The sequence below is a fragment of the Vibrio sp. Isolate25 genome (assembly GCF_022398025.1).
In the GTDB taxonomy this organism is placed as follows: Bacteria; Pseudomonadota; Gammaproteobacteria; order Enterobacterales; family Vibrionaceae; genus Vibrio; species Vibrio coralliilyticus_A.
Genome location: NZ_JAKEUT010000001.1, coordinates 1329049 through 1353699 on the forward strand (window position 1 = coordinate 1329049; position 24651 = coordinate 1353699).

General features: G+C 45.5%; 22 protein-coding genes. 15 read left to right on the top strand and 7 right to left on the bottom strand.

Annotation, left to right across the window (positions count from 1 at the left end):
* Nucleotides 1-26 precede the first annotated feature (26 nt).
* The 12 genes from L1D15_RS05785 to L1D15_RS05835 all read left to right on the top strand — a co-directional run bounded on the left by L1D15_RS05785 (nt 27) and on the right by L1D15_RS05835 (nt 8665).
* On the top strand, nt 27-926 hold the full coding sequence (locus L1D15_RS05785; protein ID WP_239836382.1) for a proline/glycine betaine ABC transporter permease: 900 nt from the start codon (nt 27-29) through the stop codon (nt 924-926).
* Nucleotides 919-2142, top strand: coding sequence for a glycine betaine/L-proline ABC transporter ATP-binding protein (locus L1D15_RS05790; RefSeq protein WP_239874967.1), 1224 nt, complete (start codon nt 919-921; stop codon nt 2140-2142). The genes L1D15_RS05785 and L1D15_RS05790 overlap by 8 nt, the downstream gene beginning before the upstream one ends.
* A 250-nt stretch (nt 2143-2392) precedes the next feature.
* The gene (locus tag L1D15_RS05795) at nt 2393-3340 is read left to right on the top strand and encodes a hypothetical protein (RefSeq protein ID WP_239874968.1); all 948 of its coding nucleotides are present in this window, start codon (nt 2393-2395) and stop codon (nt 3338-3340) included.
* 127 nt (nt 3341-3467) lie between these two features.
* A complete protein-coding gene (locus L1D15_RS05800) occupies nt 3468-4421 on the top strand; it encodes an alpha/beta hydrolase (RefSeq protein WP_239874969.1) in 954 nt (317 codons plus the stop codon).
* Between the two features lies 1 nt (nt 4422).
* Nucleotides 4423-4692: a hypothetical protein gene (locus L1D15_RS05805; protein ID WP_239874970.1), complete on the top strand. Its 270-nt coding sequence runs from the start codon at nt 4423-4425 to the stop codon at nt 4690-4692.
* Between the two features lie 260 nt (nt 4693-4952).
* Nucleotides 4953-5324, top strand: coding sequence for a zf-TFIIB domain-containing protein (locus tag L1D15_RS05810; protein ID WP_045986485.1), 372 nt, complete (start codon nt 4953-4955; stop codon nt 5322-5324).
* A gap of 176 nt (nt 5325-5500) precedes the next feature.
* Entirely contained in the window at nt 5501-5848 is a 348-nt protein-coding gene (locus L1D15_RS05815) for a DUF4144 domain-containing protein (RefSeq protein WP_239874971.1), read from the top strand.
* Nucleotides 5849-5938: 90 nt separating this feature from the next.
* Nucleotides 5939-6646, top strand: a complete 708-nt coding sequence (locus L1D15_RS05820) for a class I SAM-dependent methyltransferase (protein WP_239874972.1) — start codon at nt 5939-5941, stop codon at nt 6644-6646.
* A 24-nt stretch (nt 6647-6670) separates the two neighbouring features.
* Nucleotides 6671-7075, top strand: a complete 405-nt coding sequence (gene fos / locus L1D15_RS05825; RefSeq protein WP_239875129.1) for a fosfomycin resistance glutathione transferase — start codon at nt 6671-6673, stop codon at nt 7073-7075.
* 50 nt (nt 7076-7125) lie between these two features.
* Nucleotides 7126-7335 (top strand): GDCCVxC domain-containing (seleno)protein, encoded by a 210-nt coding sequence (locus L1D15_RS22040; protein ID WP_275658285.1) that lies wholly within the window; start codon nt 7126-7128, stop codon nt 7333-7335.
* 38 nt (nt 7336-7373) lie between these two features.
* Nucleotides 7374-8138 (top strand): carbon-nitrogen hydrolase family protein, encoded by a 765-nt coding sequence (locus L1D15_RS05830; RefSeq protein ID WP_239874973.1) that lies wholly within the window; start codon nt 7374-7376, stop codon nt 8136-8138.
* Nucleotides 8139-8230: 92 nt separating this feature from the next.
* Entirely contained in the window at nt 8231-8665 is a 435-nt protein-coding gene (locus L1D15_RS05835) for a GNAT family N-acetyltransferase (protein ID WP_239874974.1), read from the top strand.
* A 72-nt stretch (nt 8666-8737) separates the two neighbouring features.
* Here L1D15_RS05835 and L1D15_RS05840 read toward each other — a convergent pair whose 3' ends face one another.
* Nucleotides 8738-12187, bottom strand: coding sequence for an ATP-binding protein (locus tag L1D15_RS05840; protein ID WP_239874975.1), 3450 nt, complete (start codon nt 12185-12187; stop codon nt 8738-8740).
* 467 nt (nt 12188-12654) lie between these two features.
* Between L1D15_RS05840 and L1D15_RS05845 the strand changes: the two genes are divergently transcribed.
* Nucleotides 12655-14247, top strand: coding sequence for a BCCT family transporter (locus L1D15_RS05845; RefSeq protein ID WP_239874976.1), 1593 nt, complete (start codon nt 12655-12657; stop codon nt 14245-14247).
* Nucleotides 14248-14433: 186 nt separating this feature from the next.
* Here the strand turns inward: L1D15_RS05845 and L1D15_RS05850 are convergent, their stop codons facing one another.
* Together L1D15_RS05850 and accD are read right to left on the bottom strand one after the other, a co-directional pair.
* Nucleotides 14434-15165, bottom strand: coding sequence for a siderophore ferric iron reductase (locus L1D15_RS05850; protein ID WP_239874977.1), 732 nt, complete (start codon nt 15163-15165; stop codon nt 14434-14436).
* 129 nt (nt 15166-15294) lie between these two features.
* Nucleotides 15295-16170: an acetyl-CoA carboxylase, carboxyltransferase subunit beta gene (gene accD, locus L1D15_RS05855; protein WP_239874978.1), complete on the bottom strand. Its 876-nt coding sequence runs from the start codon at nt 16168-16170 to the stop codon at nt 15295-15297.
* 101 nt (nt 16171-16271) lie between these two features.
* On the opposite strand from accD, the gene L1D15_RS05860 reads away from it, so the two are divergent.
* Nucleotides 16272-17177: a LysR family transcriptional regulator gene (locus L1D15_RS05860; protein ID WP_239874979.1), complete on the top strand. Its 906-nt coding sequence runs from the start codon at nt 16272-16274 to the stop codon at nt 17175-17177.
* Nucleotides 17178-17397: 220 nt separating this feature from the next.
* Complete coding sequence (locus tag L1D15_RS05865; RefSeq protein ID WP_275658286.1) at nt 17398-17952, top strand: prepilin-type N-terminal cleavage/methylation domain-containing protein; 555 nt, start codon at nt 17398-17400, stop codon at nt 17950-17952.
* 109 nt (nt 17953-18061) lie between these two features.
* Here L1D15_RS05865 and L1D15_RS05870 read toward each other — a convergent pair whose 3' ends face one another.
* From L1D15_RS05870 to L1D15_RS05885, 4 genes are all read right to left on the bottom strand, one after another.
* The gene (locus L1D15_RS05870) at nt 18062-18658 is read right to left on the bottom strand and encodes a fructose PTS transporter subunit IIA (protein ID WP_239874980.1); all 597 of its coding nucleotides are present in this window, start codon (nt 18656-18658) and stop codon (nt 18062-18064) included.
* 10 nt (nt 18659-18668) lie between these two features.
* Nucleotides 18669-20360 carry an alpha-amylase family glycosyl hydrolase gene (locus L1D15_RS05875; RefSeq protein WP_239874981.1) on the bottom strand — a complete coding sequence of 564 codons (1692 nt, stop codon included), beginning with the start codon at nt 20358-20360 and terminating at the stop codon, nt 18669-18671.
* A gap of 15 nt (nt 20361-20375) precedes the next feature.
* Nucleotides 20376-22997, bottom strand: coding sequence for a glycoside hydrolase family 38 C-terminal domain-containing protein (locus L1D15_RS05880; RefSeq protein ID WP_239874982.1), 2622 nt, complete (start codon nt 22995-22997; stop codon nt 20376-20378).
* 80 nt (nt 22998-23077) lie between these two features.
* The gene (locus L1D15_RS05885) at nt 23078-24481 is read right to left on the bottom strand and encodes a fructose-specific PTS transporter subunit EIIC (RefSeq protein WP_239874983.1); all 1404 of its coding nucleotides are present in this window, start codon (nt 24479-24481) and stop codon (nt 23078-23080) included.
* Nucleotides 24482-24651: the final 170 nt, after the last annotated feature.

Below are 24651 nucleotides of genomic sequence, written 5' to 3' on the forward strand. Positions count from 1 at the left end.
GCTTTGGTTTTAAAAGGAATTAAATGATGTCTACAGAAAACTGGCTGAACAGCTTTCCTGAAATGGAACGTTCTGATTTAAGAGCGATTAGAAAAACACTCGATGGTGCTTATCGAGAATTCTCTCGAGAATACGGAGAATTCATTGAATCTCTCTTTGACCCGCTCCTCTCTTTTCTCATCTGGTTTGAGAAACTGCTTCTTTCAACACCTTGGGTCATTATTCTTGCTATTTGTACCGGTCTTGTGTTCCTCGCCAGCCGCTCCTGGAAACTAACGCTCGGCTGTTTCGTGTCGCTGATACTCATCGGTTACTTCGGCATGTGGGAAGACACCATGCGTACGCTGAGTATTATCACCGTCTGTACACTGCTTTCCATCGCCCTCGGAATCCCTATTGGTATCGCAATGGCACGTTCCGATCGTATTCAGTCAGCGGTGACTCCCCTGCTGGATATCATGCAAACCATGCCCGCCTTCGTATACCTAATCCCTGTAGTCATGTTATTGGGTATTGGTAAAATTCCAGGGTTGATCGCCGTCGTAATTTACGCTATTCCTCCGGTTATTCGTCTCACTAACCTTGGCATCCGGTTGGTCGATAAAGAAGTACTCGAAGCAGCCACGGCCTTTGGCGCCAGCGCCAAGCAAAGACTATGGGGCGTCCAACTTCCACTTGCCATGCCAACCATTATGGCAGGGATCAACCAAACCATTATGATGTCTCTATCGATGGTTGTTATCGCATCGATGATCGGGGTAAAAGGTCTAGGACAACCTGTACTTAAATCTATTACCAACCAATACTTTACCCTAGGCCTGCTCAATGGCTTTGCTATCGTGGCCTTAGCGATTCTGTTTGACCGAGCATCGCAAGCCTACGCAAAACGTACTCAAGCTCACCTAGGAGACATGAAACATGACTAAACCTCTTATTGAAATTAGTGGCTTGTATAAAGTTTTCGGACGCAAACCTGAGTCGGTTATGAAGCGGGTGAAAGCCGGCGACAGCAAAGAGGAAGTACTTGCAGATACTGGGCATACCGTCGGCCTCAAGGATATCAACCTTAAAATCAACAAAGGTGAAATCTTCGTCATTATGGGTCTCTCAGGTTCAGGTAAGTCGACATTAATCCGTCACTTTAATCGCCTCATCGACCCAACTGAAGGACAGATTCTGGTTGAAGGCACAGACGTTATGCAACTCAATCAGAAGCAATTGGAAGAGTTTCGTCGCCATAAGATGTCGATGGTATTTCAACGCTTCGGTTTGTTACCACACAGAACTGTCGTGGAAAACGTATCTTACGGCCTTGAAGTTCAAGGCGTAGAGAAAACCCAGAGGCGGACCAAAGCCGAGCAATGGTTAGAAACGGTTGGTTTGAAAGGGTACGAGAACCAATACCCTGCGCAATTATCCGGTGGCCAACAACAACGGGTGGGTCTTGCACGAGCACTGTGCACTGACGCCGAAATTTTATTGATGGATGAGGCCTTTTCAGCGCTCGACCCTTTGATTCGCAGTGAAATGCAAGACCAACTCATTGAGTTACAGGAGAAATTGCATAAAACCATTGTGTTCATCACTCACGATCTTGATGAAGCTCTTCGTCTCGGGGATCGCATTGCCATTCTGAAGGATGGCTTATTGGTTCAACAAGGAACACCTGACGAAATCCTGCTCCACCCAGCAGATGAATACGTTGAGGCCTTCGTGAAAGATGTCAACCGTGCACGAGCTCTGACCGTAGAAACGGTAATGCAGCCTCCAGCATATCGCATTACTGCTACTAGCATTCAAGAAGCTATCAAACAAATGAAAGGCATCAAGCAAGACTACGCCTATCATGTGACCGAAGAAGGCTATCAGGGTATTGTCACCAAAGAGAGCTTACTAGATGCGGCAAAGGACACATCAAGCAAAGAGTTCAATGAAGAGATCTACGAAGAAGTACCATCCATTTCTCCAGATGCTGCCATTGAAGAAGTCCTGATGGAAAGTATCTCTTGTGATTACTCACTCCCTGTGGTCGATGAAGAAGGCAATTTACAAGGGGAGCTGGAAAGAAGCGCAGTAGCAGAGATCTTCTCCGATCAAACGGAGGAAGACACCCCGTCCCCAAAGTTGGATAAGGTGTCCTAAATCTGCATAAAGCCGCTTTAGACATCTAGCTCAAATCTAAACTCCACACATTATCGTGTGGAGTTTTATTTTGAAGTAACCACAAAACGTAAAATCAGCATTCTTATCATTCATAGAAATTCCGCCTCGGTATGATCAACTTTCTATCTTTATTCCAAACTTTGAACATAATCACGCTGTTGCATTTGAAATCGAAAATTTAGTCCGTATCTTGTATTGGGAAATACAAAATTACTGTATGGATAAACAGGTGTTAGCAAGCAAATTTCAGGTGCATTATTATTTTGATGATCATTCGCATTCCATGGATGCAATGGTACGTAATCAGTGTGAGTGTGAGATCATTGCCATACTGTTGGAAATTGCTAGCGCACTAGAAGAGAATATTCTGATAGAAAGTGAAGCTCATCAGGAAGGCGGTTTGCGCGATATCTGGAAGGTAGCTAATGCCAATGCTGGCATGCTTTCAGTGATCGTCGGTATTGCCTCACTGGCCCTCCCTCTTCTGCCAAAATCAGACTCTGAGCTTGAACGCCTCCAGAAAGAAGAGCTACGTTTAAGCATTGAAGAGCGCAAGTTGAGAATCGAAAAGCTCAAAGCTGAAGTAAAGTCTGACAATGTCACACCTGAAACCATTTCCAAAGTTGCAGAAGTTGTTAACGAAAACTACAAGGTGATTACTCGTCGCTCGAACCTGTTTAAGCACTTAGACAATTATCCGAAAGTGATCCAATTAGGTGTCAATAGTCTCACTGAATCCGGAGAGGAAGCTTTGCCCGAATCTCACATCAGCCGATCCGCCTTTAAGCAATATGTTTTACCTACTCACCGCCTACCGATGCAAACCATAGATGATGCAGTGATAGAAATAGTTTCGCCAGTATTAAGGCAAGGCAACTATCGATGGAAAGGCATCTGGCAAGGGCAAAACATCAGCTTTACGATGAAAGATATCAGCTTCAAACAAGATGTTCTGAGCAAACAGATCAGCTTCCAACATGGCTCTTGTATCCGCTGCGTCATGAATATTCGCTCTAAGCTAGACCACATTGGTGAAATCGTGATCACCAGTTTTTCCGTGGAGACGGTTCTGGAACATGGTCATGGCATTGGCTCTCATGAAACTCCGCAGGGTAGCGCCTATCATCATCGACGAAGTTTGGAGGCCGCTCAGGGCGATCTGTTTGAAACCTCTTGAGAGCTGAGATTACTTTGCCTTTACTCGCCTAAGGCTTTTCTCTCCCAAAAGCTGAACTGTACGTATATACATATTAAATTTATAAAATTAGAATCATGACTATGCAATATAGCAGTAAGGAATAATAATGATTGAACACTTGGAGTCAGGTATCCGAGAACTGGTTGAAGGATTCATTGACGCTGGAAAACCTTGTCCTTCAGAGCAACCCATTGAAGCGAGACGCGCAGGATATCAGTCAACAGTTGAGCTGGCAGGTAAAGGCCCAGAGATGGCGCAGGTGTATATCGATATCGTTGACGGGATTACGCTCAAAATTTTCAGACCCAGCGACGCTTCTCACCTGCCGATAACGATTTACTTCCACGGAGGTTGCTTTATCAGCGGAGGCTTTGACACCCATGAGCAGCAGTTGCGTCAACTCGCGGCCGAATCTAACAATGTGGTGATCAGCGTTCAATACCGATTAGCGCCAGAGCACACTTATCCTGCCGCTCACGATGATGCCTACAATGCCGTTGTCGCAATCCGAGAAATGGGCTCGAAATATGGTGGTGATACTGAACGTATCTCCTTGGTAGGCGATAGTGCCGGCGGCCATCTCACATTAGTGACAACAATGCGCCTTAAGCAAAGACAAAACTGGCTACCTGAGCGCCAGATTCTCATTTACCCAATGCTCGATCCGCATGGTTCATCGGCCAGTTACAAAGTTAATGCAACCGACTACATCATTACCGACAAAATGCTGCTGTCTGGTTTTGATATGTATCTTAGTGAAAGAAACCCAGAGCACATTGATGCAAACCCTGAACTCAACCCGCTGCTATGTGGTGACTTTCGAGGTTTGCCTCCAACTTCGATTATCACAGCAGAATTTGATCCATTAAGAGACGAAGGTGAGCAGCTTTACCGTCAGCTGTTAAAACATGGTGTAGAAGCGCATTGTGAACGATATTTAGGTGTCATACATGGTTTTTATCAGCTTTCTGCTGTCAGTCAATCAGCAGTACGTTGTATTAGTCGTATTGCCGCCGAGCTGGCTAGCTCGATTCCAAGTACATTAAACAGAGGTCACTGACATGATTGGATTGGATTACCTGGTTCAAGTCACTAAGCTACCGAGCGATCTACAGAGTGCTTCTGGGGATGTGAATCACCATCTGTACGACACCTATGAAATTTATCAACGTGTCATCGACTCTAACTTGCTGTGGCGAGTCTGGTTAATCGACGAATACGATCAGGTGTGGCTTGAGGTTAATTTCATCAACTCTGAAGGTGAGGCAGAGTTTCACACCATTAAGATCGATGAAGGCACCTACAACAAAGTGGACTTTGATCGTTACTAAGCGCTAGATAAGCTTGAGTAGTTCCAGTGCAAGATTGAATCTCTGAGCTTCAAATCCTCAATTGTCCAATTACTCATTTTGATGCACACATACTCGTTTACATTCTTACTGTTTGATATAATGGTAAATTATACAATAAACACTTAGATTCCCGAGAATTATGCCTAGAGTGTATTTCTATCGCACATAGCGACTTCGCGGGTAATCAAAGACAACAAGAATCAACAAAACGATATTCAGATTGGATAAAAGGTAAGAACATGAAATGCCCAAAATGTGACTCTAACTTTGAGCAACTTCAGACACCGCTAGGTGATGTAGAAAGATGTATTGACTGTAAAGGGCTTTGGTTAGATGCCCATGAAATTGAAGCGATGAAGCCACTTGCAGATGTCATCGACAACGGTGATGAGGAAATTGGCAAAGCGTACAACGCAATCGATCGTATTCAATGCCCAATTTGCCCAAACAACCAGATGTTAAGACTCGTCGACCCAAAACAGCCACATATTTGGTTTGAAAGTTGCCCTACTTGTAAAGGTCGTTTCTACGATGCCGGTGAATTCAAAGATCTTGCGACCATTGATCTATCCGATTTCTTCAAAAAGTTTGTGACATCTGAGCGCGTTTAACACTCTCGCTCAATCTACAGATAAAAAGCGCCCCACCCGAGCAGTGGTGCGCTTTTTACTTTTAAGTTATAACGCGATAATTAATGATGTCAGGCCACGTTAAGCTAACACCAGCAATAGTTTACTTACCTTCTTGTTTTTAATTTGTCTAGACCAGTCAATCAAAGGAATTCATTTTGATAGATACCATCAACCACGAAAACAATGAGATCCAATGGCCCGCTTTTCTTAAGCTCGAAGGTGATAACGAACTCGTTTACCTCGCTTCACAAGATATGCTTTTTCGAGAGCTAGAATCACTGATACTCGACACCAACGATTTGGTCATCGATTCTGCTGGAAGGTGTTTCCAACTAGCATCAGACTCTGAAACAATCGGGTTAAACATGACGCCAAAAACATACGACTTGACCGAAATAACCGACCTAATTCAGGCACATGAATTCAGCAAAGCTCAAGTTTGTATTATAAAGATTCAATTTGATTCCATTCACGCCGCGATCGATTCATTACGCGATCAATAAAAGATCAACATTTGTTCACGCCGGACATTCGCGCTTACAATACGCTTCTCTCCTATAGCGGATTCGCTGCTCACACAAAAGGTCTCGATCATGTCTGAAATGTACACCAAACACGCTAAACAGTACGATGCTGTCGTCAAGGACAACATTTACAACGCCTTGCTCGAGCGCCCTTCAACCATGGCGCTTCTCGATGACCTTTCAGGTGCTGATGTTGTTGACATGGGCTGCGGTTCCGGCGTGTATGCTGAGTGGTTTATCAGCCAATCGGTGAAGCACCTGACTTGTGTTGATGCGTCTAGCGATATGATCGATCTTGTACAAGCCAAACTGGGCGATCAAGTCAGCGCTTACGTACAGGATATTGCGAAAGGCCTGCCTCAGGAGTCAGACAGTAGCGCCGATGTCATCGTCTGCCCTCTAGTGTTGCACTATATCGAAGATCTCACACCAGTCTTCGCAGATGTGTATCGAGTCCTTAAACCCGGTGGTTACATCGTATTTTCAACCCACCACCCTTTTGCAGATTTTGAATGTTCAATCTCGGGCAATTACTTTGAACGAGAATACATCGAAGAAGAGTGGAACACGGTCGGTACGCCGGTCAAAGTGAGCTTCTATCGACGCTCTCTGATGGAAATCAGTGAGGCAATTAGTGCGTCTGGGTTAAAGATATCTCGCATTACCGAAGGTAGCGTGGATGAAAAAGTGAAATCCGTTTGTGAAACTACCTATCAACGTTTGAAGAACAACCCTAATTTCATTTTCTTCCGTTGTGAAAAGCCAAGCGCAGACTAATCAAACACAGCCAATTGGATAATGATGATAACCGGACTCAACCACATCACTCTCGCTGTAAGTAACGTAGAACGTTCGTTGGACTTCTATACTCGCGTTCTTGGCTTTGAAGGGAAAGTCAAATGGGAGAAAGGCGCTTACCTCTCGATAGGGGAGTTGTGGTTGTGCCTATCTCTAGACTCCCCTTGCCCTAAAACCGATTACAGTCACATTGCATTTAATGTTGCTGAGGAAGACTTCGCGACCTTATGTGACCACCTGAAGAAGCACAAAGCTGAACAATGGAAAAGTAACCAAAGTGAAGGCTCATCTGTGTATATCCTCGACCCCGATGGGCACAAACTAGAGATTCACTGTGGAAGTTTGGCAAGCCGCTTAAAAAGCTTAAAATCAAAACCTTACCGTTGTTTAAAGTGGTTGAAGCCCTAGTCTGATATTCGCACCTATGCTTAAATAGTGCAAACGGTGGAGGTGCAACCATGGAAGTAGTAACAGAATCCAAACTGACTTGCCCAAAGTGCGGTTTTTCGAGCCTAGAATCTATGCCAGATAACGCCTGCGTTTACTTCTATGAATGTAAAAACTGTGGCGAACTCCTTAAGCCACTGGCAGGAGACTGCTGTGTATTTTGCTCTTATGGCACGATTCCCTGCCCACCCATTCAGATTTCAGGAAAATGCTGCCAATAGCCTAGCAGCAAGCCATTAAAGGAAAGGCATAACTAAAAATGGAACAAACACTTATCATGGGTTTGGCTCAGGCTCCAGCCAAGCGAGGAGACATTGAAGCCAATTTGCGCACTCACCTTATACATGTGGAGCAATCTTCTCAGCTTGGAGCAAATCTCGTCGTGTTTCCTGAACTGTCTTTAACAGGGTACGAACTGGATTTAGCCGACGAGCTTGCCTTTGCCCCATCAAATCCTGCGATTAATGCACTTTCATCCGCAGCTACTGCGCACAACATAACAGTCATTGCGGGCTGTCCGCTTGCAGTGCCAGGCTCAAAGCCACATATTGCCGCGGTTATTTGCTTTCCAAACGGAGAGATCGAGTTCTACTCCAAACAGTACCTGCATGACGGTGAAGGCACTTATTGCGCTGCTGGAAAAACCAATCACCTGCTCAACATTAATAACACGCGCATTGCGCTCGCCGTATGTGCTGATTTTGCTAAACCTGAGCACGCACAGGACGCAGCCGACAACAAAGCAGACCTTTATCTGGTTAGTGCCCTGATCTCACCGAGTGGTTTCGTCCCTGATGCTAGTATTTTGTCTGGTCTTGCTCGTGACCATGCATTCCCAGTCCTCCTCTGCAATCACATATCAAAAACAGGTGGATGGGATACTTGCGGCAAAAACAGTGTTTGGAACGCTCAAGGAGAATTAGTAGGTACATCCGACAATGCGCAGCAAGGCGTACTTATTTGTATGATTAGTAAAAACCATCTTTCAGCACAGTTTCATTCTCTTCCAGAAAACGGCTATTAAATGCCTATTTTGACAAAGCAGTAACTTATTGATAGGTATTGATTTAAATCGTTTTTACGTCCAACAACCACCGGCATAGCAAGGAGGCTAAATTGGTGACCATTCGCCCAATGACAATCGAAGATTACGACGCCGTAATCCGGTTGTGGCTTCAGACTGAAGGCATGTCCGTAAGGGATGCCGATTCTCGTGAGCACATCGCACTCTACCTCGACAGAAACCCCAATTTAAGCTTCGTAGCGATCAGTGAAGGTCACATTATCGGCGCGGTTTTGGTTGCCACCGATGGTAGGCGGGGCTATCTGCAACACCTAGCTGTCTTACCCCAGTTTCGCGGTCAGAGAATTGGCTATCAGTTGGTAAGCCAATCCATTAACGCGCTAGCCAATATCGGCATTGCTAAAACTCATCTGTTTGTCCACGACAACAACCTCAATGCACAAAAATTCTATGAGAAACTGGGCTGGTTCCCTAGAGATAACATCAGGATGTATTCGTATAATTCTTCTAGTAATTCCAACGTCTGAATCAACGCAAAGAACAGAAATGCTACACGATTAATAATACAGGCATTAAATCAAGCGATTCTAGCCCACATACTACGCAAGGTAGGCATCAATTTCCCTGCGTAAACGGATATCTGAATACAGTACTTTTTTATAGATTTCAGAGATATAATTTATATTCATGCCTTCTGTTTTACGGGCTTCACTTTCAATTTTGCTAAAGAGTTCTCTTAGCTTATCAGCTCCTATATCGCCACAAACGGCTTTTAACTTGTGGCTCCATTCAAATATCTCTTGTGAATTACCTTCCTTAATAGATTGACCTAATGCTTCAATATGCTCTGATGCCGTTTCTCTAAAAATCTCAACAATGGTGTGCAAAAGCTCATGGTCCCCACGCATTCTTACAAGAGCATTATCTTTATCCCATTCAGGCTCACCACCTTCTACCATCTCTTCGGAAAAACCCTCTGCTTGATTCATGGAAAGCACCTCATCAGGCACCCCCACCCACTGCTCAACTTTCTTGATGAGAAGCTCTGCATCAACGGGTTTGGAAATAAAATCGTTCATTCCATAGGAAATACATTTCTCTCGCTCACCAGAGAAAGCGTTCGCCGTCATGGCGATAATTGGTAGCTTGCCACTGCCATATGTCTGGCTGTTGTACCTTAATTGACGGGAGCAGTCGTAGCCATTCATCACTGGCATCTGACAATCTAATAAGATGCAGTCGAAAGGCACCCCTTTCATAAACGACTTCTTAACAACTTCAAGACACTGCTCGCCATCATGAGCAAAAAAGACTAACGCACCGACTCGCTCCAGATAACCGCGAGCCACTTCCCTATTTATCTCGTTATCGTCGACAACCAACACTCGGGTACCGGACAGATCGATATCAATAGAGGAGGCTTCATTTTCTATGATCTCAACGTTGACATCTTTTGTTTGCTCCCCTCTGAAGGCAACCAAAAAGTCCAAATAAGTACTTGGCTTCGATATCCTAAAAGAATTAGGGTAATGCCCCGAAGCTTGGTTTAAGTGTGCGCACAGTTCAATCGCATGTAGCGGGCTATCTGTTTTAGCTCTGGCTTTAACCATTGAGATTATCTCTTGTCGCAGCGGGTGAGCATCATCAAAAATTACCCTATCAGACTGTTTCAGGCTCTCTGAGGCAGTGTCTGTTATGTGCAAAGCCTCTCCCCCTAATGAATGAACCGTGCGAGTAACCGATTCTAATAGAGATTCATTATTGAGTGCGATTGCCACTGCTTGTCCCGACAAAATCAACGCTTTTTCTTCCTGCTCGCACTGGCTCTCATCAAAATCAACGAAGAACTTAAAATGGCTGCCTTTATCTTTTTCAGATTCAAACTCAATCTCGCCATTCATCAGTTTGCACAACTGTCGACATATCGATAAACCCAGCCCAGTGCCACCATATTGCTCTGAAACTTCAGACTTTTCTTGAGAGAATGGTTGGAAAAGACGATGCTGATTCTCTTTCGCAATCCCTATTCCCGTATCGTAAACATCCACAACCAACCTCACCACACCGGGCTCTTGTTGAGTCACTGAGACCAGAACCTTGACTTCTCCCTCATTGGTGAACTTGATCGCGTTATTGATCAGGTTACTCGCAATTTGCTTTATTCTATTTGGGTCACCAAACACCTTTTTGTAGTCGATGTCTACTGTATCTAAAATCACCTCGAGCCCCTTTTCTCGGGCTTTGACCGCACAAGTTTGCACTAGAGTTTCTAGCACATCTCTTGGTGAAAAAAGGATGTGATTAATTTCCAACTTCCCGGATTCAATTTTCGATAAATCGAGAATATCGTTAATCAATACAGCAAGCGTGTTGACACTATTTTCAGCCATAGTGAGGTAGTTACTTTGCACCGCGCTCAGGCCACCGGTCTTAATTAAACTCAACATCCCCATCATCCCATTGAGAGGAGTTCGCATTTCATGACTAATGGTGGCAATAAACTTACTTTTAGCCTGACTGGCTTCTAGCGCCTTTTCATGGGCGTCTTCTAGTTGAAAGCTGTACGCCTGCAACTCTTCTGTCCGCTGGGCAACTTTTTCTTCTAGCTCAGAGTTGTAATTTTCTAATGCTTCTTGCGCTTTTACAGCGCCAGTGATGTTACGAATATTCACTACCAAGGAGTCACTTCTTCGCTGGCCATCAGAAACAATAGGGGCAACACTTACCTCAATAAATACTGTATCATCCGTCGTGATTTGGTCTTCTATAAGCTGTATCGCTTGTGTATTTTTAGCCCGCTCTAATACTTCGGATAAATCATGCTCAGATAATGTCACAATACTCGATAGAGGTTTATTCATCACATAGTGCTCAGCTTGGCCAAACAGCTTTTCAGCAGATCGGTTCCAAGTGGTAATGGCTCCAGAAGCATCAAGGCAGATAATCGCATCAGAAGCATTTTCAATAACCGTTTTCGATCGAGAGTTCATTTGATTGAGTTGTAGGCTTGACTGGTATGAACGGTAGAACAATGCAAGAGCAACAAGAGCAAACACAAGAACAAACCCCACCACTAACCATAACTCGGTGAGCTCCTCTTGAACGATGTTTTGTACCGTTAGCTGATTAATCACACTATAGAGGGTAAGCTGCTTTGAAATATTGTTACCAAGATAAACCTCTTCCTTGGTTGCTAGCCAACTTCCGCTTCCAGCTTTCGACGTAATTTCAAAATATCCATTTTCGACCTCTCGAATATCGTATAGCAGATGGATATTTGCGGATGGCTCCAACTGGCGTGTAAATTGTTTTTTTTCGTTCTTGGCAGTAATGAAGTACCCATCACTATCTACCAGCCAGTTATCGTCCGCCAAAACATGTGCCTGGGTCAGATAGGTTAATAAAGAACTCGCATCGATATTAATTTTCAGCGCACCAAAGCGCTTCCCAGATTCATAAAAAATCGGCATAAAAATCCGATAAGTTGGTTGAAAAGGAAACGCTACTCGACCATGTTCACGATTCAAGTTAATCGGGGTGATGTAGATTTCGTTGAAATTAAGCGTTTTGAGCGCACCATAGTAGGATTCTTTACTCTTACTCTGTAATTGGTTGTCAGGCAAGATAAGTACTTTCCCCTGAATGCGATCAACTCGAATAAACTCTTGTCCTGACTCATCTGCCACTATCACACTCAACTGCATGACATCTGGGTTGTTCTCTATCATCCCTTTAAAAATAATACTCAGACGCGCTTTCCATTGTTCCAATGTGGTGCCATCAGCTACATCTAAACCGTCATTACTGAGCGCTCTCGTGATCCCTGAAATAGGTGGTGTCGAGTGAAGAAATTTAGCAGCGGCGATGTTTCTTTCTATATGCTCACGAAAGTAGTCGGCCTTGGTCATCGCCTCCACTTGCAAAGCGTCTTTTACTTGAGAGAGACTTTTTTCTGTATTTTTGGTCACAAAGTAGTAGATCGCCAACGCACCCAGTAAGGCAAATACTAGGAAAAAAAACCATTTAGCCAGCCTTCGTTTTATTGCCATACCATCCCCATCGACTACATTAGTAACGTACTGATAATAGTAGACCATATGCGTATTTTTAGAGGCCAAGTCCAGCATTTAAAACGCTAGAATAAGGGGAGTTTCACACCTTTAGGCTGTCCTTATACTTTCACCTAGCATTTTGTTAAACAGATGGCTCAACTTAGGATCGCATAAACACGGTGAAACTGGCTTGACTCATCCCTATAACACGATGTTTTGTTCCCCCTCCCAGCCAAGACAATTCAAGACGATCAACCATAAAGAATTGCAACATGTATCACTCGCATTACGGCAAGAAACAACATCATATGGCTTACCCTATATTTAGTTAGACCTCTACTAAATACCTCCTCCACTATTTACTTAACTATTTTTAATAAACCTGATTTTCTTTAGTTTTACCAAGTATTCTGGTAACCTCTGCACGAATTTTACTTCGAGCTCTAAATAATTAGTGAGGATTAATGAGTAGTACTAAGGATAGATATAGTATTGAAAATACCGATTATACCGTCGGTCAAGACAACGTTCAGAAATGGGGGTTTGACGTACATAACCCTGTTTTTGGAGCCAGCGCGGGCCTGATCATTGTCTTTCTTGTCGCCCTTCTTATCGCCGATCCCACCGTTGCAAAATCCACTATTGATGGCGTAAAGCTGCAAATCATCGAGTCTTTTGACACGCTGTTTATGTGGTCTGGAAATGTATTCCTAATTTTCTGTATTGGCCTAGTTTTATCACCTTATGGCAAAATTCGCATTGGTGGTGTCGATGCCAAACCTGAGCATTCCAACCTTTCGTGGATTGCCATGCTGTTCGCTGCGGGTATGGGTATCGGCTTAATGTTCTGGGGCGTTGCAGAACCTGTTGCTTACTTCACTGGTTGGTTTGAAACTCCGCTGGGTGTCGAGCCATACACTGAAGAAGCAGCTAAAGTGGCACTCGGTGCAACCATGTTCCACTGGGGCCTTCACCCTTGGGCAATTTACGCAGTCGTAGCTCTGGCAATGGCCTTCTTTGCCTTCAATAAAGGCCTGCCTTTATCGATCCGTTCGGTTTTTTATCCTATTTTGGGCGACCGTACTTGGGGCTGGTTTGGTCACATCATTGATGTGCTTGCAGTTCTCGCTACCTTGTTTGGTCTCGCGACCTCACTTGGGCTTGGCGCTCAACAAGCCGCCAGTGGTATCAGCCATGTTTTTGGTATCGAGAGTGGACTCGGTCTTCAACTTGGTGTGATCGCTTTTGTTACCAGCCTAGCCATTATCTCCGTTATTCGCGGCATTGATGGCGGGGTCAAAGTACTGAGTAACACCAACTTACTTGTGGCTTTTGCGCTGCTAATGTTTGTTATCATTGCTGGTTTTGCAACGGCACTAGGCACTATTCCAACTACCATCGCCGGCTACGTTGAAAATATGCTGCCACTGAGTAACCCTTATGGTCGCGAAGACGAAGCTTGGATGCATGGCTGGACCGTCTTCTACTGGGCTTGGTGGGTATCATGGTCACCATGTGTCGGTATGTTTATTGCTCGTATTTCCAAAGGCCGAACAGTAAGAGAGTTCCTGACGGCCGTGATTCTGATACCAACCGCTATCACTCTTGTCTGGATGTCAGCCTTTGGGGGAATCGCAATCGAACAGGTCATCAATCAGGTTGGTGAGTTAGGTCAAAATGGCCTTACAGATATTACTTTGTCACTGTTCTATGCCTTTGACGCTATGCCGATGGGGACAGTGCTTTCTGTAATTTCTATTATATTAATCATGGTGTTCTTTATCACCTCATCTGACTCTGCTTCACTGGTTGTCGACAGCATAACTTCAGGCGGAAAAGTGGATGCACCGATTCCACAACGCATTTTCTGGGCATCGGTAGAAGGCGCTATAGCGGCAATGTTGCTTTGGATTGGCGGTACAGAAGCCATTCAAGCACTGCAAGCAGGAACCATCTCAACTGGCTTACCATTTACTGTGATTCTGCTGACCATGTGTGTCAGTCTGTTGATGGGCATGCGCACAGAGCTGCAACATCGCAAGCTCAGCTACGCTTAAGTGATACCAATACCACTCGTTTAAGCGAGTTAAACAATCTTGAATCCCCACTAACTTTGTTAGTGGGGATTTTTTTATAACAAGAAAACGACAAAGGGGTTTTCCACTCAGTTGTATTGGCCTTTCCGCGATCATCCTCACCATCGCGCTGAAACAACGTAGCGCTGGAACGTTAGGAACGCAGAGCTAGGCTTTATTATCTGGATGTCGCGGGCAATCCTCGCAGAGTTTACGTCCGTGACACTTGTATACCAAACAACAACTGGTACGCACCAGTTTCAACTCTCCACTTTGCTCATCCACGGTCAGTGTTTTAGCCAATTTAGCTGGCAACCCACACGCATCCAACCAAAGTGAAGCCTGTTCAAGCAGATAGTCATTCGGAATATGCGGGGCAAACTTACTCAGCTTGACCAGACAACCCAGCACACCATCAGCGAACAAGTGGTTGGTAAAGCCCGGACGAATCCGCGTCCACTGGCTCATTTCTTCGCGGAAAAAAGCAAACAAGGTCTGCAGTTGAATACCAGCTTTTGCTACTAACTCCGCCTCTGTGCCATGAACATGCTCTGTAGATTCGAATTGAAAGCCTGCTACAAACTCCGACTGCACTTTTTGTCCAATACGAGTGAGATCAGGCAAACCATGCAACGCATAAATCGAGATGAATGAAAGGTAAACTGGTTGCCAACAAATCAGATCCCACGTTCGGGTTAGCCAATAGGCAGAGCCAGCTTCAGGATGGGCCGCCTTGAGGCGTTCATACAAATCCTGGATATTTTCACTGCACGGATGATCGACGTGGATGATGTCTTGCTGAGACGCATCTTCGGGGATCGGTGCAATCACACCAGCCAGATAAGGCGTTACTTGTTGCGCGTATTCGAATAGGTGGTCGAAGAAAGCGTCTGAGCTCATAGTGGCGATATTTATAGAATCAAAATCAGCTTGTTAGAATAGTGATAACATGAGGTTAATGCAATTGATTCTTATTACTTTGAAAAATAAGCAACTAGCCTTGCTTTGAAGAGTGCTTTGCCGGGCAAACTAGACCGCATTAGCATCATCAAGCAGTGTCGTATTGGTCATTTTCGCGATTAATCCACTGACACGCTGTCGCATCTCACGCCGATCAATAATCATATCGATGGCTCCGTGTTCTAACAGAAACTCGCTACGCTGGAAGTTCTCAGGCAGTTGTTCACGCACGGTCTGCTCTATAACTCGGCGACCAGCAAAACCAATAATCGCTCCAGGTTCACCAATATTAATATCTCCAAGCATGGCTAAGCTAGCGGACACACCGCCAAATGTCTGGTCAGTCAGCACCGAAACATAAGGTAACCCACAACGGGACAATTGGTTGAGCGCTGCACTGGCCTTGGACATTTGCATTAAAGACATGAGTGATTCTTGCATACGGGCACCACCACAAGCAGAAAAGCACACTAATCCACAATTACCCTCAATCGCTACTTCAACCGCTTTCACAAATCGAGCGCCGACCACAGCCCCCATAGAGCCCGCCATGAAAGCAAACTCGAATGCGCATGCGACGACTGGCATCCCGAACAGAGTCCCCTTCATGGCCATCAAAGCATCGGTTTCGCCTGTCGTCTTTTGAGCAAGCGAGATACGATCTTTATATAACTTCAGATCTTTGAAATTGAGTAAATCTTTCGGCATAAGATCACTGGCAATTTCCTCTCGATTCTCCTTATCCAAGAAGCTGTCTAATCGGTGACGCGCCTTCATTCTCATATGATGATCGCACTTTGGGCAAACCTCTAGGTTCTCTTCTAACGCCAAACGATAGAGGATTTGCTCACAAGAAGAGCATTTGGTCCAGATGCCTTCTGGGATCGATGCTTTACGAGCACTGATTTTGTTTTTTCTATTAAAGAGGTTTTCTAACCAATCCATGAGAGCCCTTTCAATAACTTGCAGAGCCAACATTGTATAAGCCAGTTATTGGTAATAAAGTGGGTAAAATGGATTTTATAATCCAATATTTTGGGATAAATATGTTAGATAGAATTGACCAACAATGGCTCAAAAGTTTTCACTGTGTTTACGAAAACAACAGTTTCAAAAGAGCGGCAGAATTTCTCGATCTACCAACCTCCAATGTCAGTCGCCATATCGCTTTACTGGAGGAGCGCCTTGATGTTCGACTGTTTGACCGGACAACACGCAGAATCAACCCAACAGATGCAGGGGAGCACCTTTACGTCAGAACTCAATCTCTTTTAGACAAACTCAATCACGCCCTCGAAGAAGTGACCCAGCACTCTCATGAAGTTAAAGGACAGCTAAAAGTGCTGATGCCAGATTCACCCGTCTTAGCCCAAGCGGTCGTTTCATTCTGTCTGGAGCACCCTTCAATTTCATTATGCTGTGACACAAGCATTAATCCAAAGGACGATCCATTAGATGGGTTTGATATTGTTATCAGTTTTCACCGTGACAAACTCGATGACTACAACTGGGTAGCTAAAGAGATCATGCGATGGCCCAGTGCTGTTGTTGCCTCTCCCAAATGGCTACAAACCCACCCAACTCCGTATCAAATTACCGACCTCAACCATATTCCCTGCATCACCAGTTACACAGTTTTAAATGGCAGCCCATGGGTGTTTAGAAGCGCTGAGGGCGAGTTAGTGACTCAAAAGGTCAGTTCCACCTTCAAGGTCAACAGTGGCTATCTCGCCAAAACAGCAGCATTAGCTGGACTCGGCGCAGCCCTATTGCCAATTGAGAGTTGTCGACATGAGTTAGCGACTGGTGAGCTGGCCATGATAGACATGGAGCATCAGCCTGCAGACTTGGTTTTGTATGCTTTTTACGCGTCTAGAAAACATTTAGCCAAAAAAATCCCGATGTTTATTCAACATCTGAAAAATCAGTCAAGAGAAGGGACTTCTATCTAAATAAGGCATAAGAGCATTTCACCTGTGGATTGTGTATTCCTAATAAATATCTCAATATTTCAGTGGCTTTTTTGGTTTTCAATTATTAATCTTAGTAATGTAATTAGGGATTAGGCTCTGTTGTAATCAATTATTTATAGTCATAATTGCCCCCTTCTTTATAAACATTTGCATGCAGGTAACCCTGCCATGTGGTAGCAAATAAACGTAGTAGAGTTTGATGAAAAAAACTGGTTTTACATTAATCGAGTTGGTCGTTGTCGTGGTTATTTTAGGTATTCTTGCTGTCGTGGCAGCGCCTAGATTTCTTAACCTTCAATCCTCTGCTCGTGAAGCCACATTGGAAGGTATTGCCAACGCAATGGAAGGCGTGATTAATCAGGTTAGTGCGAAAGCCTACATTAACGGATTAACACCAAGTACGTCTAATCCGGGAAATCAACAAGATTATGTGTTGGACTTTGGTATCGGTACCGTTGAGGTCGATTGGGGAGCACTGTGCCCTGAAAGTGAAGGGGAATCAGGTGACGCATTGACCATGCTTGATTTTATAACTCTTGGCACAAGCGATGATCTCACAACAGCCATCGGCAATCGGCATACTGTGATTGGTTTTGAACACTCTTTTTCTGAGACTGAACTTAACAGTAGCAACATCACCACTCTGCCGCAGGGTTGCTATGTCATCTATGATTCCTTTGGAGGAAGGTCTTCTAGCACCTGTCCAGCTGAGGGCTGTGTCTGTACCGTACGGGTTGAAAATACCAACTGTTAAATCAAAGTTCGTCCTCTCTGCCAAGCAAATCCTTTTTGCTTACTTTCAGCACAAAAAAGTCCGGTCATCCCGGGCAAAACAGAGAGAAAAATCCCTGAGACTTATCGTCTTAAAGCAATAAGAACAAGAAAGCAGAAATCAGAACACCCGCCCCCAAGACAAGTGGATACGCATGACGACTGATATCCTTTGCCATTTCGGGTTGCTCTTCTTCTACTTCCGGTTCAGGGGCGGCTTCTGTTGACACGTCTTCTTCAGCGCCAAACAGCTGCATGACTTCTTTACTCGATTTCGCTGCCACCAACTGGTCACGGAAATCGTCATCCACTAGAGAGGAAGTGAGTGTAGTCAGCACTTCCATATGTGTTGAGCCAGCTTCCGCTGGCGGAATGGCGAGCAAAAAGATCATGGTCACAGGCTCATCGCCATCCAGACCTTTCCACATCATTTCATCTTTAACGAATGCACAGGCAAATACAGGTTCCGTGACCGCAGCAGATTTACCATGCGGCACGGCAAGATATTCACCCAGTGCTGTCGGTCCCTCGTCTTCACGCTTCAATACCGCTTCTAGAAACTGACTCTTATCCGTCAGTTTTCCTTCTTGCTCGATTTTGTCTGTCAGAGCATGAATAGCAGCGATTCGATCATCAAACGTCGCATCAAGCATGATCAGATTTTCAGAGGTGAGGTTCGCAAGTTTCATAGTGTGGCTCCTATTGCTCTGTCAGCCAGACAAATTGATACGGATTAAGAGTAAACTGGTTATCAAAGCTCTGATCGCTGACCAGATCCTTACCACCAGAGTTCAGCGTGACGGATTGCGTCTGCTGAGACAAGTTGACGACGAAACGAATCGCTTTGTCACCTTCACCACGCTGTAAGCCAAACAGGCCATCACCCAGCTCTAATACCTGCTGAGATGAACTTGGTGAGAAAGCAGATTGCTGCTGGCGTACGTTGAGCAGGCGTACCATTTCACTGTAGACGCTATTGCGCAGTGAACCTTGCTCAGCCAACTCGGCTTCGAGCGATTCGACCGAGAACTTTTTGCGGTTGATACGACGATTGATGCCAGACTCTTCCATTCCGGCCACATCGTTCTCACTGCCAAGGAAGCTGTGGTAGTAGACCGCAGGCACACCAATAAAAGAGAGCAAAATTGACTGCGCTGCGAGAAACTTCGCCGCTTTCGTCTGTGTGTCATCTTCAGGCTCAGTGATGGCACTTAAATAGTTAATGTTGAGCTCGTACGGAGACTGAGTACCATCCCCATTATTCTTGTAGTTGACTCGACCACCCTTACGCTCAACCTGCTGACACATCATGTGGCGATCGTCGTCGCTAAGAATACCTTCCGTCGGACGTACACCAATACCATCATGGCTGGCAAGGAAGTTAAAGTAAGTGGTTTTGCTTCCAGCTTGCAACGATGCCATTGCTTCGCTTGTTAGTCCCTTCGCCCATTCGGTCAACACACTGCTGTCCTGGCTTAGGAAAGCATGCAGCGTTAATGGTGGCAGTGGGAACTGGTAAACCATATGAGCTTCATCACCCTGACCAAAGTAAGAGATATTCTCTTTATGCGGCACATTGGTTTCTGTAATCAACAGAGAGCCCGGCATAACGTCATCGAGAACGATACGCCATAGCTTGATGATTTCATGAGCTTCCTCAAGGTGAATACAAGTTGTATTAAGCACTTTCCAGATAAACCCAATGGCATCAAGACGAATAGAACGACCACCGTTCGCTGCGTACATCAGCAAAATATCGATGCTTTCCAACAGCACTTTCGGGCTTTTAAAGTTAATGTCGATCTGATCGTCTGAGAAGGTTGTCCAGACATGTGTCGTCTCACCCGAAGCCTTGGTAAACGGCGTCAGGAGCGGTAGTGCGCGGGGACGCGTAACGCTCGAATAATCAAGACTCGGGTCAGACTCTACAAAATAATCCTGATAAGCCTCATCGCCCGCGAGATAGCGCTGGAACCAATCGCTATTCTTAGAGATGTGGTTAATCACGCAGTCGTACATCAGGTCAAAATGTTCCGCCAACTCATTCAGCTCTTTCCAGTCACCTAAGTTTGGGTCAACCTTGCGGTAATCCACTACGCTGAATCCGTCATCCGAAGTGTATGGGAACATTGGTAGAATATGGATATTGCTGATCGCGCCACGCAAGTACTTATCGGCAAAGTACTTCATGGTATTCAGCGTAGGCTCTCCCTCGCGGCGAATACTGTCGCCGTATGTGATGAGGTACGCCGTCGACTCGTCGACCCAGTCCTGATAAGACGGCGCATGACCACGCCAATTATCAACCAGTGCCAAAATGTCCTGTGTCAGTGATGGTGCCAGCTCTTCACCGTACAGCTTGGCAACTTTGTTATAAATCTTCTCTTTCATTGTGATTCCAACCTGTTAAATCTTGAAACTAACGCGCAGGTCAATGGCATTGTTTGGTTTGACTATCCAATTCTGCTCGACACTCTGCTCTCGGTGATTGACACGCTCAACATCTGCGAAGTGAGCGAACGCGGTGACATCGAGTTGCTGTTCACTTTCCGTCGCATTAAATAGGCGCACAATGACCGCATTGTCTTGATAGAATGAATGGCCAACGCTGGATAGAACCAACGGCTGGTTCAGTTCAAACAGGCTGAATTTTTTCTCGGCTTCGCGGCTATCGAATCGAACCTGAAAACGTTCGAGGCGATTCTCAAAGCTGTTGAGCGACTGTTTCTGGTAGCTGAATGGGCTATCAAGATATTCACTTTCCAGCTCTCGGATTGTCTGATGCTCAGCGCTGTCCGCCAACGCAATAGCAAAGCTGAATTGCATGGATTTCTGTAACTGAGCGTCTGGCGTGTACACCACGGTGTTGTTGATGCCAGAGGCGCGGCCAGGTCGCCATAACAGGTCATCTTTACCGAGCTTGCCTGTTGCCTTAAACAAGGTCAGAGCGATCAAGTCACTGGTATCACCTTTCAGGATCTGGAACTCTTTCAAACCACGACCATTAACAATCAGGGCTCGATTCCCTGCCGCTACAGCAACCGCGCCATCGGTGGTTTCAATGTCTACCGGACATTCGCGGAAGCTATCACGCCAGCCATCAACATTTGGCGCAACCGGGCGATTCATCAACGCAAATGGCTGAGTGCTGATGGATGTATCGGTCTGAACATCTGAATTGATCAAAACGCGTACACGGTGATCATCAACCTGATTAAGCGTATCGATATCTACTTCTAGGGATTGCTTGCCTTGAGTAAGCGTCAGGCGAATGATAAATTCCGCTTGAACAGACTTTTCACCCTTCTGGCGAGCTTCTAGGTTCTCCGGAAGCTCTAGACTTGCTCTCAGTGTCATCGACTGCTGGCTTTCACCCACATGAGATTCAACCCAGCTTAGTTCACTAGTGTACAGTGGCGTATCACCTTCCAGCGGTGAGAAGTCATAAGAATCGCCGTCATCGGCCTGCTCTTCAAAGCGGATAAGCTGCTCAATAATACGCTCTGAACGTTTATCTTTCAGCTTAAGCTGACCATTTTCCAGCCAAAGCGCCAGTTTGCTATTTTCAATCTGAGTTGCAGAAGAAGCCTGTACTTTAGTAACGCAATCTGCTTCCACTACCTGAAATACCTGATAACCCATTGCTGGCAGATCTGTCACATCGACATTGAGCTCAAATCGGTAGTAAGGAGGAACAGGCACTTCTTTTTCGCCATCCTTAGTCACTTCGATGACCTTACCGCCATCCAGTGTTTCACGAGTGACCACTTCACTGCGAAGGGTTTTCTCGCCATCACTTAGCGCGATGGATTCATGCTTGGAAAACGCAACAACACGGGTAATGCCGCTAAATGGCGTCGTCTGACCGTTGAAGATCATCACTTCCGAATCATCACAGGCATTGGTGGCAATTTCTTTGACAACCAAGTTGTATAACCCATGACAGATTTCTTCCGCCTGCTTAAGGCGATGCATGATATCAGCGTTGGTGGCATCACTATTACAACCACCCATGCTATCGTGCGCATGACACTCAAGGATCTTCTTCCATGCCAAGTCCACCAGCTCAGTGTGCACCGTCATGCCCTGTGCTTTGGCAATCGCAATAACCACTTCCAGTTTCTTGAGCAGGAACTGTTCGATCTCAAAGTTAAGCTTTTTGATGTCGTAGCGCACAGAACCTATAGTCTTGTGAATACGTGTGTAGCGCGGTGTTTTGAACTCACCATAGTAAGTCTCAAACCCTTCACTATTGCGGCGTAGAAAATCGACGAAGTTTTCCATCGAAGAGATAGAATACACATCGCCAGATGGAGAACGCTCAGACGCTGCCGCTAACGTGGCTGGCAAATTCGGGTCGATATTGACTTGGTCGCCACCCGATGGAATCAATACTTCATCAAGGCCTGACAACGACTTGATCTTCTCAATCATTGGGAAGATTTTCTTATCCAGATGCTCAGCATCCGGCACGATGTTCTTCGCTGCACCATAACCATGAACTAAGTTGTAAGCGTATATCTCATCGCCACCGTGAGATTGCCACATGAAATGGGATTTGCTGACATGTTGGTCGTAATCAATACCGCGCCAAAAGACGATGTTGTCGATGCCCATACCGCGGAATAGCGTTGGCATTTGCGCGTTATGGCCAAATGTGTCTGGCAGGTAGCCGACTTTCATGCTGTGGCCCAACTCTTCTGCGATGTGCATGCCGTATTTCAGGTTACGGATGATGGACTCACCCGCTACGTTGTAGGTATCGGTCTGGGTGTACCAAGGGCCAATGAATAGCTTTTTGTCTGCCACCAGCTGTGCCATACGCTCACGCATATGCGGCAGAACCTTCAGGTAATCTTCAACAATCGCAGACTGACCATCAAGGTGATAGCAGCTGTAATCCGCCTGACTTTCCAAAGTTTCAATCACTTTGGTGAAGTTGTAAGTCGCTAAAACGTCACTGTCTTGCTGAGTAAAATACCACTCACGATCCCAGTGAGTATGTGGAATGACATGTACTTTAGTCATGGGAGTTTCTCTAATCTAAATTCTGATTCTTGTTACCAGAGGCTCAATTTTGGAGAGCAGAGCCTCTGGTAAGTGACGTGTTAGGCGTTAGCGCTTTGTGGCTTGGTACACAGCAGTAGTGCGACTGCGATAAATAGTGAGCCAGCGAAGACGGAAATGGTGTAGCTGATTGGGTCTGAAGATAGGAACCAACCCCATACAGCTGGTAGTGGCAGGCTTTGCCATACATCCAGTACAACCGCGAGCTGTGTGCCGATGATAGAACCCAGAATCATGATTGGGATCATCTTCGGATTCTTCAGAATGAATGGGATTGCCCCTTCTGAAATACCGATCATACCTAGCATCAGTGAGGTTTTACCCACCGTCTGCTCTTCCGGAGTAAAGACACGTTTGCGGAACTTGCCATCAAGAATCGCTGCCAGACCAACACCAATCGGCGGAATAACGATACCCAGTTCACGAGCAATCAAGTCAAAGCCTTCGCCCATGCCATTCAGACCAAGTGCCACCGAGCCAGCCGCTTTGTTGATCGGACCACCAAGGTCAAACGCAGTACCCGCAGCAATCACCATTGAATAGATACCGCGACCTGCATCGCCTGCCTGAGTGAACAGTTCAATCATAGCGATGTTCAAAGCGCCAAAGAATGGGTTAATCACGTATTCCATGGTCAGCACCATCACGACACCCGTAACGGCTGGAACCAACAGCATGGTCTTGAGCGTAGTCAGCTCTGACTTCACTTTGATCACATCATTGAGGTAACGAACCAGATAACCGACAAGGAAACCAATCGCAATCGCGCCAAAGAAGCCCGATGGCGCCCAGCCTTCAAGATCAAAGAAGCGCTTGTAGACCTCATCACTCATGATGCCGCCAATAAAGGCTGGAATCAGAGCCGGTTTACCCGCAATCGAATATGCCAGATACGCAGCAAAGATTGGGTACATAAACTTGATGGTCATAAAACCAAGCTTATCGAGCGTTTCGATTGGCGTGCCGGAGATATCGACCAATTCACCCGTGATCTTCGCCACCGCCATTAACAGGCCACCAAGCACCACCACTGGCAACATGTAGCTGATACCCGTCATGATGTGGCCAATTGCCACCTGATACGCGGAGCGTTTTTCTTCTGCCACTTCAATATCGGCGTCAGATTTTTCTTTGCCGCGCAGGAAGACGGTTGGCAGAAGTTCGTCTACGCGTTTAATCAATTCCTGAGTGCGAACTTTCAGCGGGTTGGCATTATCAAAACGTTCCATGTCCATGATGGGTACATCGACAGCCAGAACAACGCCGTCTGCTGTCGCAATGTCATGCGCCGTTAGCTTGTTCTTAACACCATCACTGCCCTGGGTTTCCACTTTGACTTCGTAGCCCTGCTTCTCAGCCCATGCCTGAATTTTTTTCGCTGCCATAAATGTGTGTGCAATGCCGGTAGGGCAAGCGGTCACTGCAACGAGTTTTTTCTTACTCATGGTTGTTCACCGTATTCTTATCAACTCCGCCAAGTATATTTAGCGTCCACGTACCAAGGTACAGTTTCCTGATACAACCCACGTATGACGATACTTTTGTGATAGCAATCAAGGAAAATATTTGCCAGTTAGCGCCTAATAATGACAATTTAATTACTAAAATTGTATGC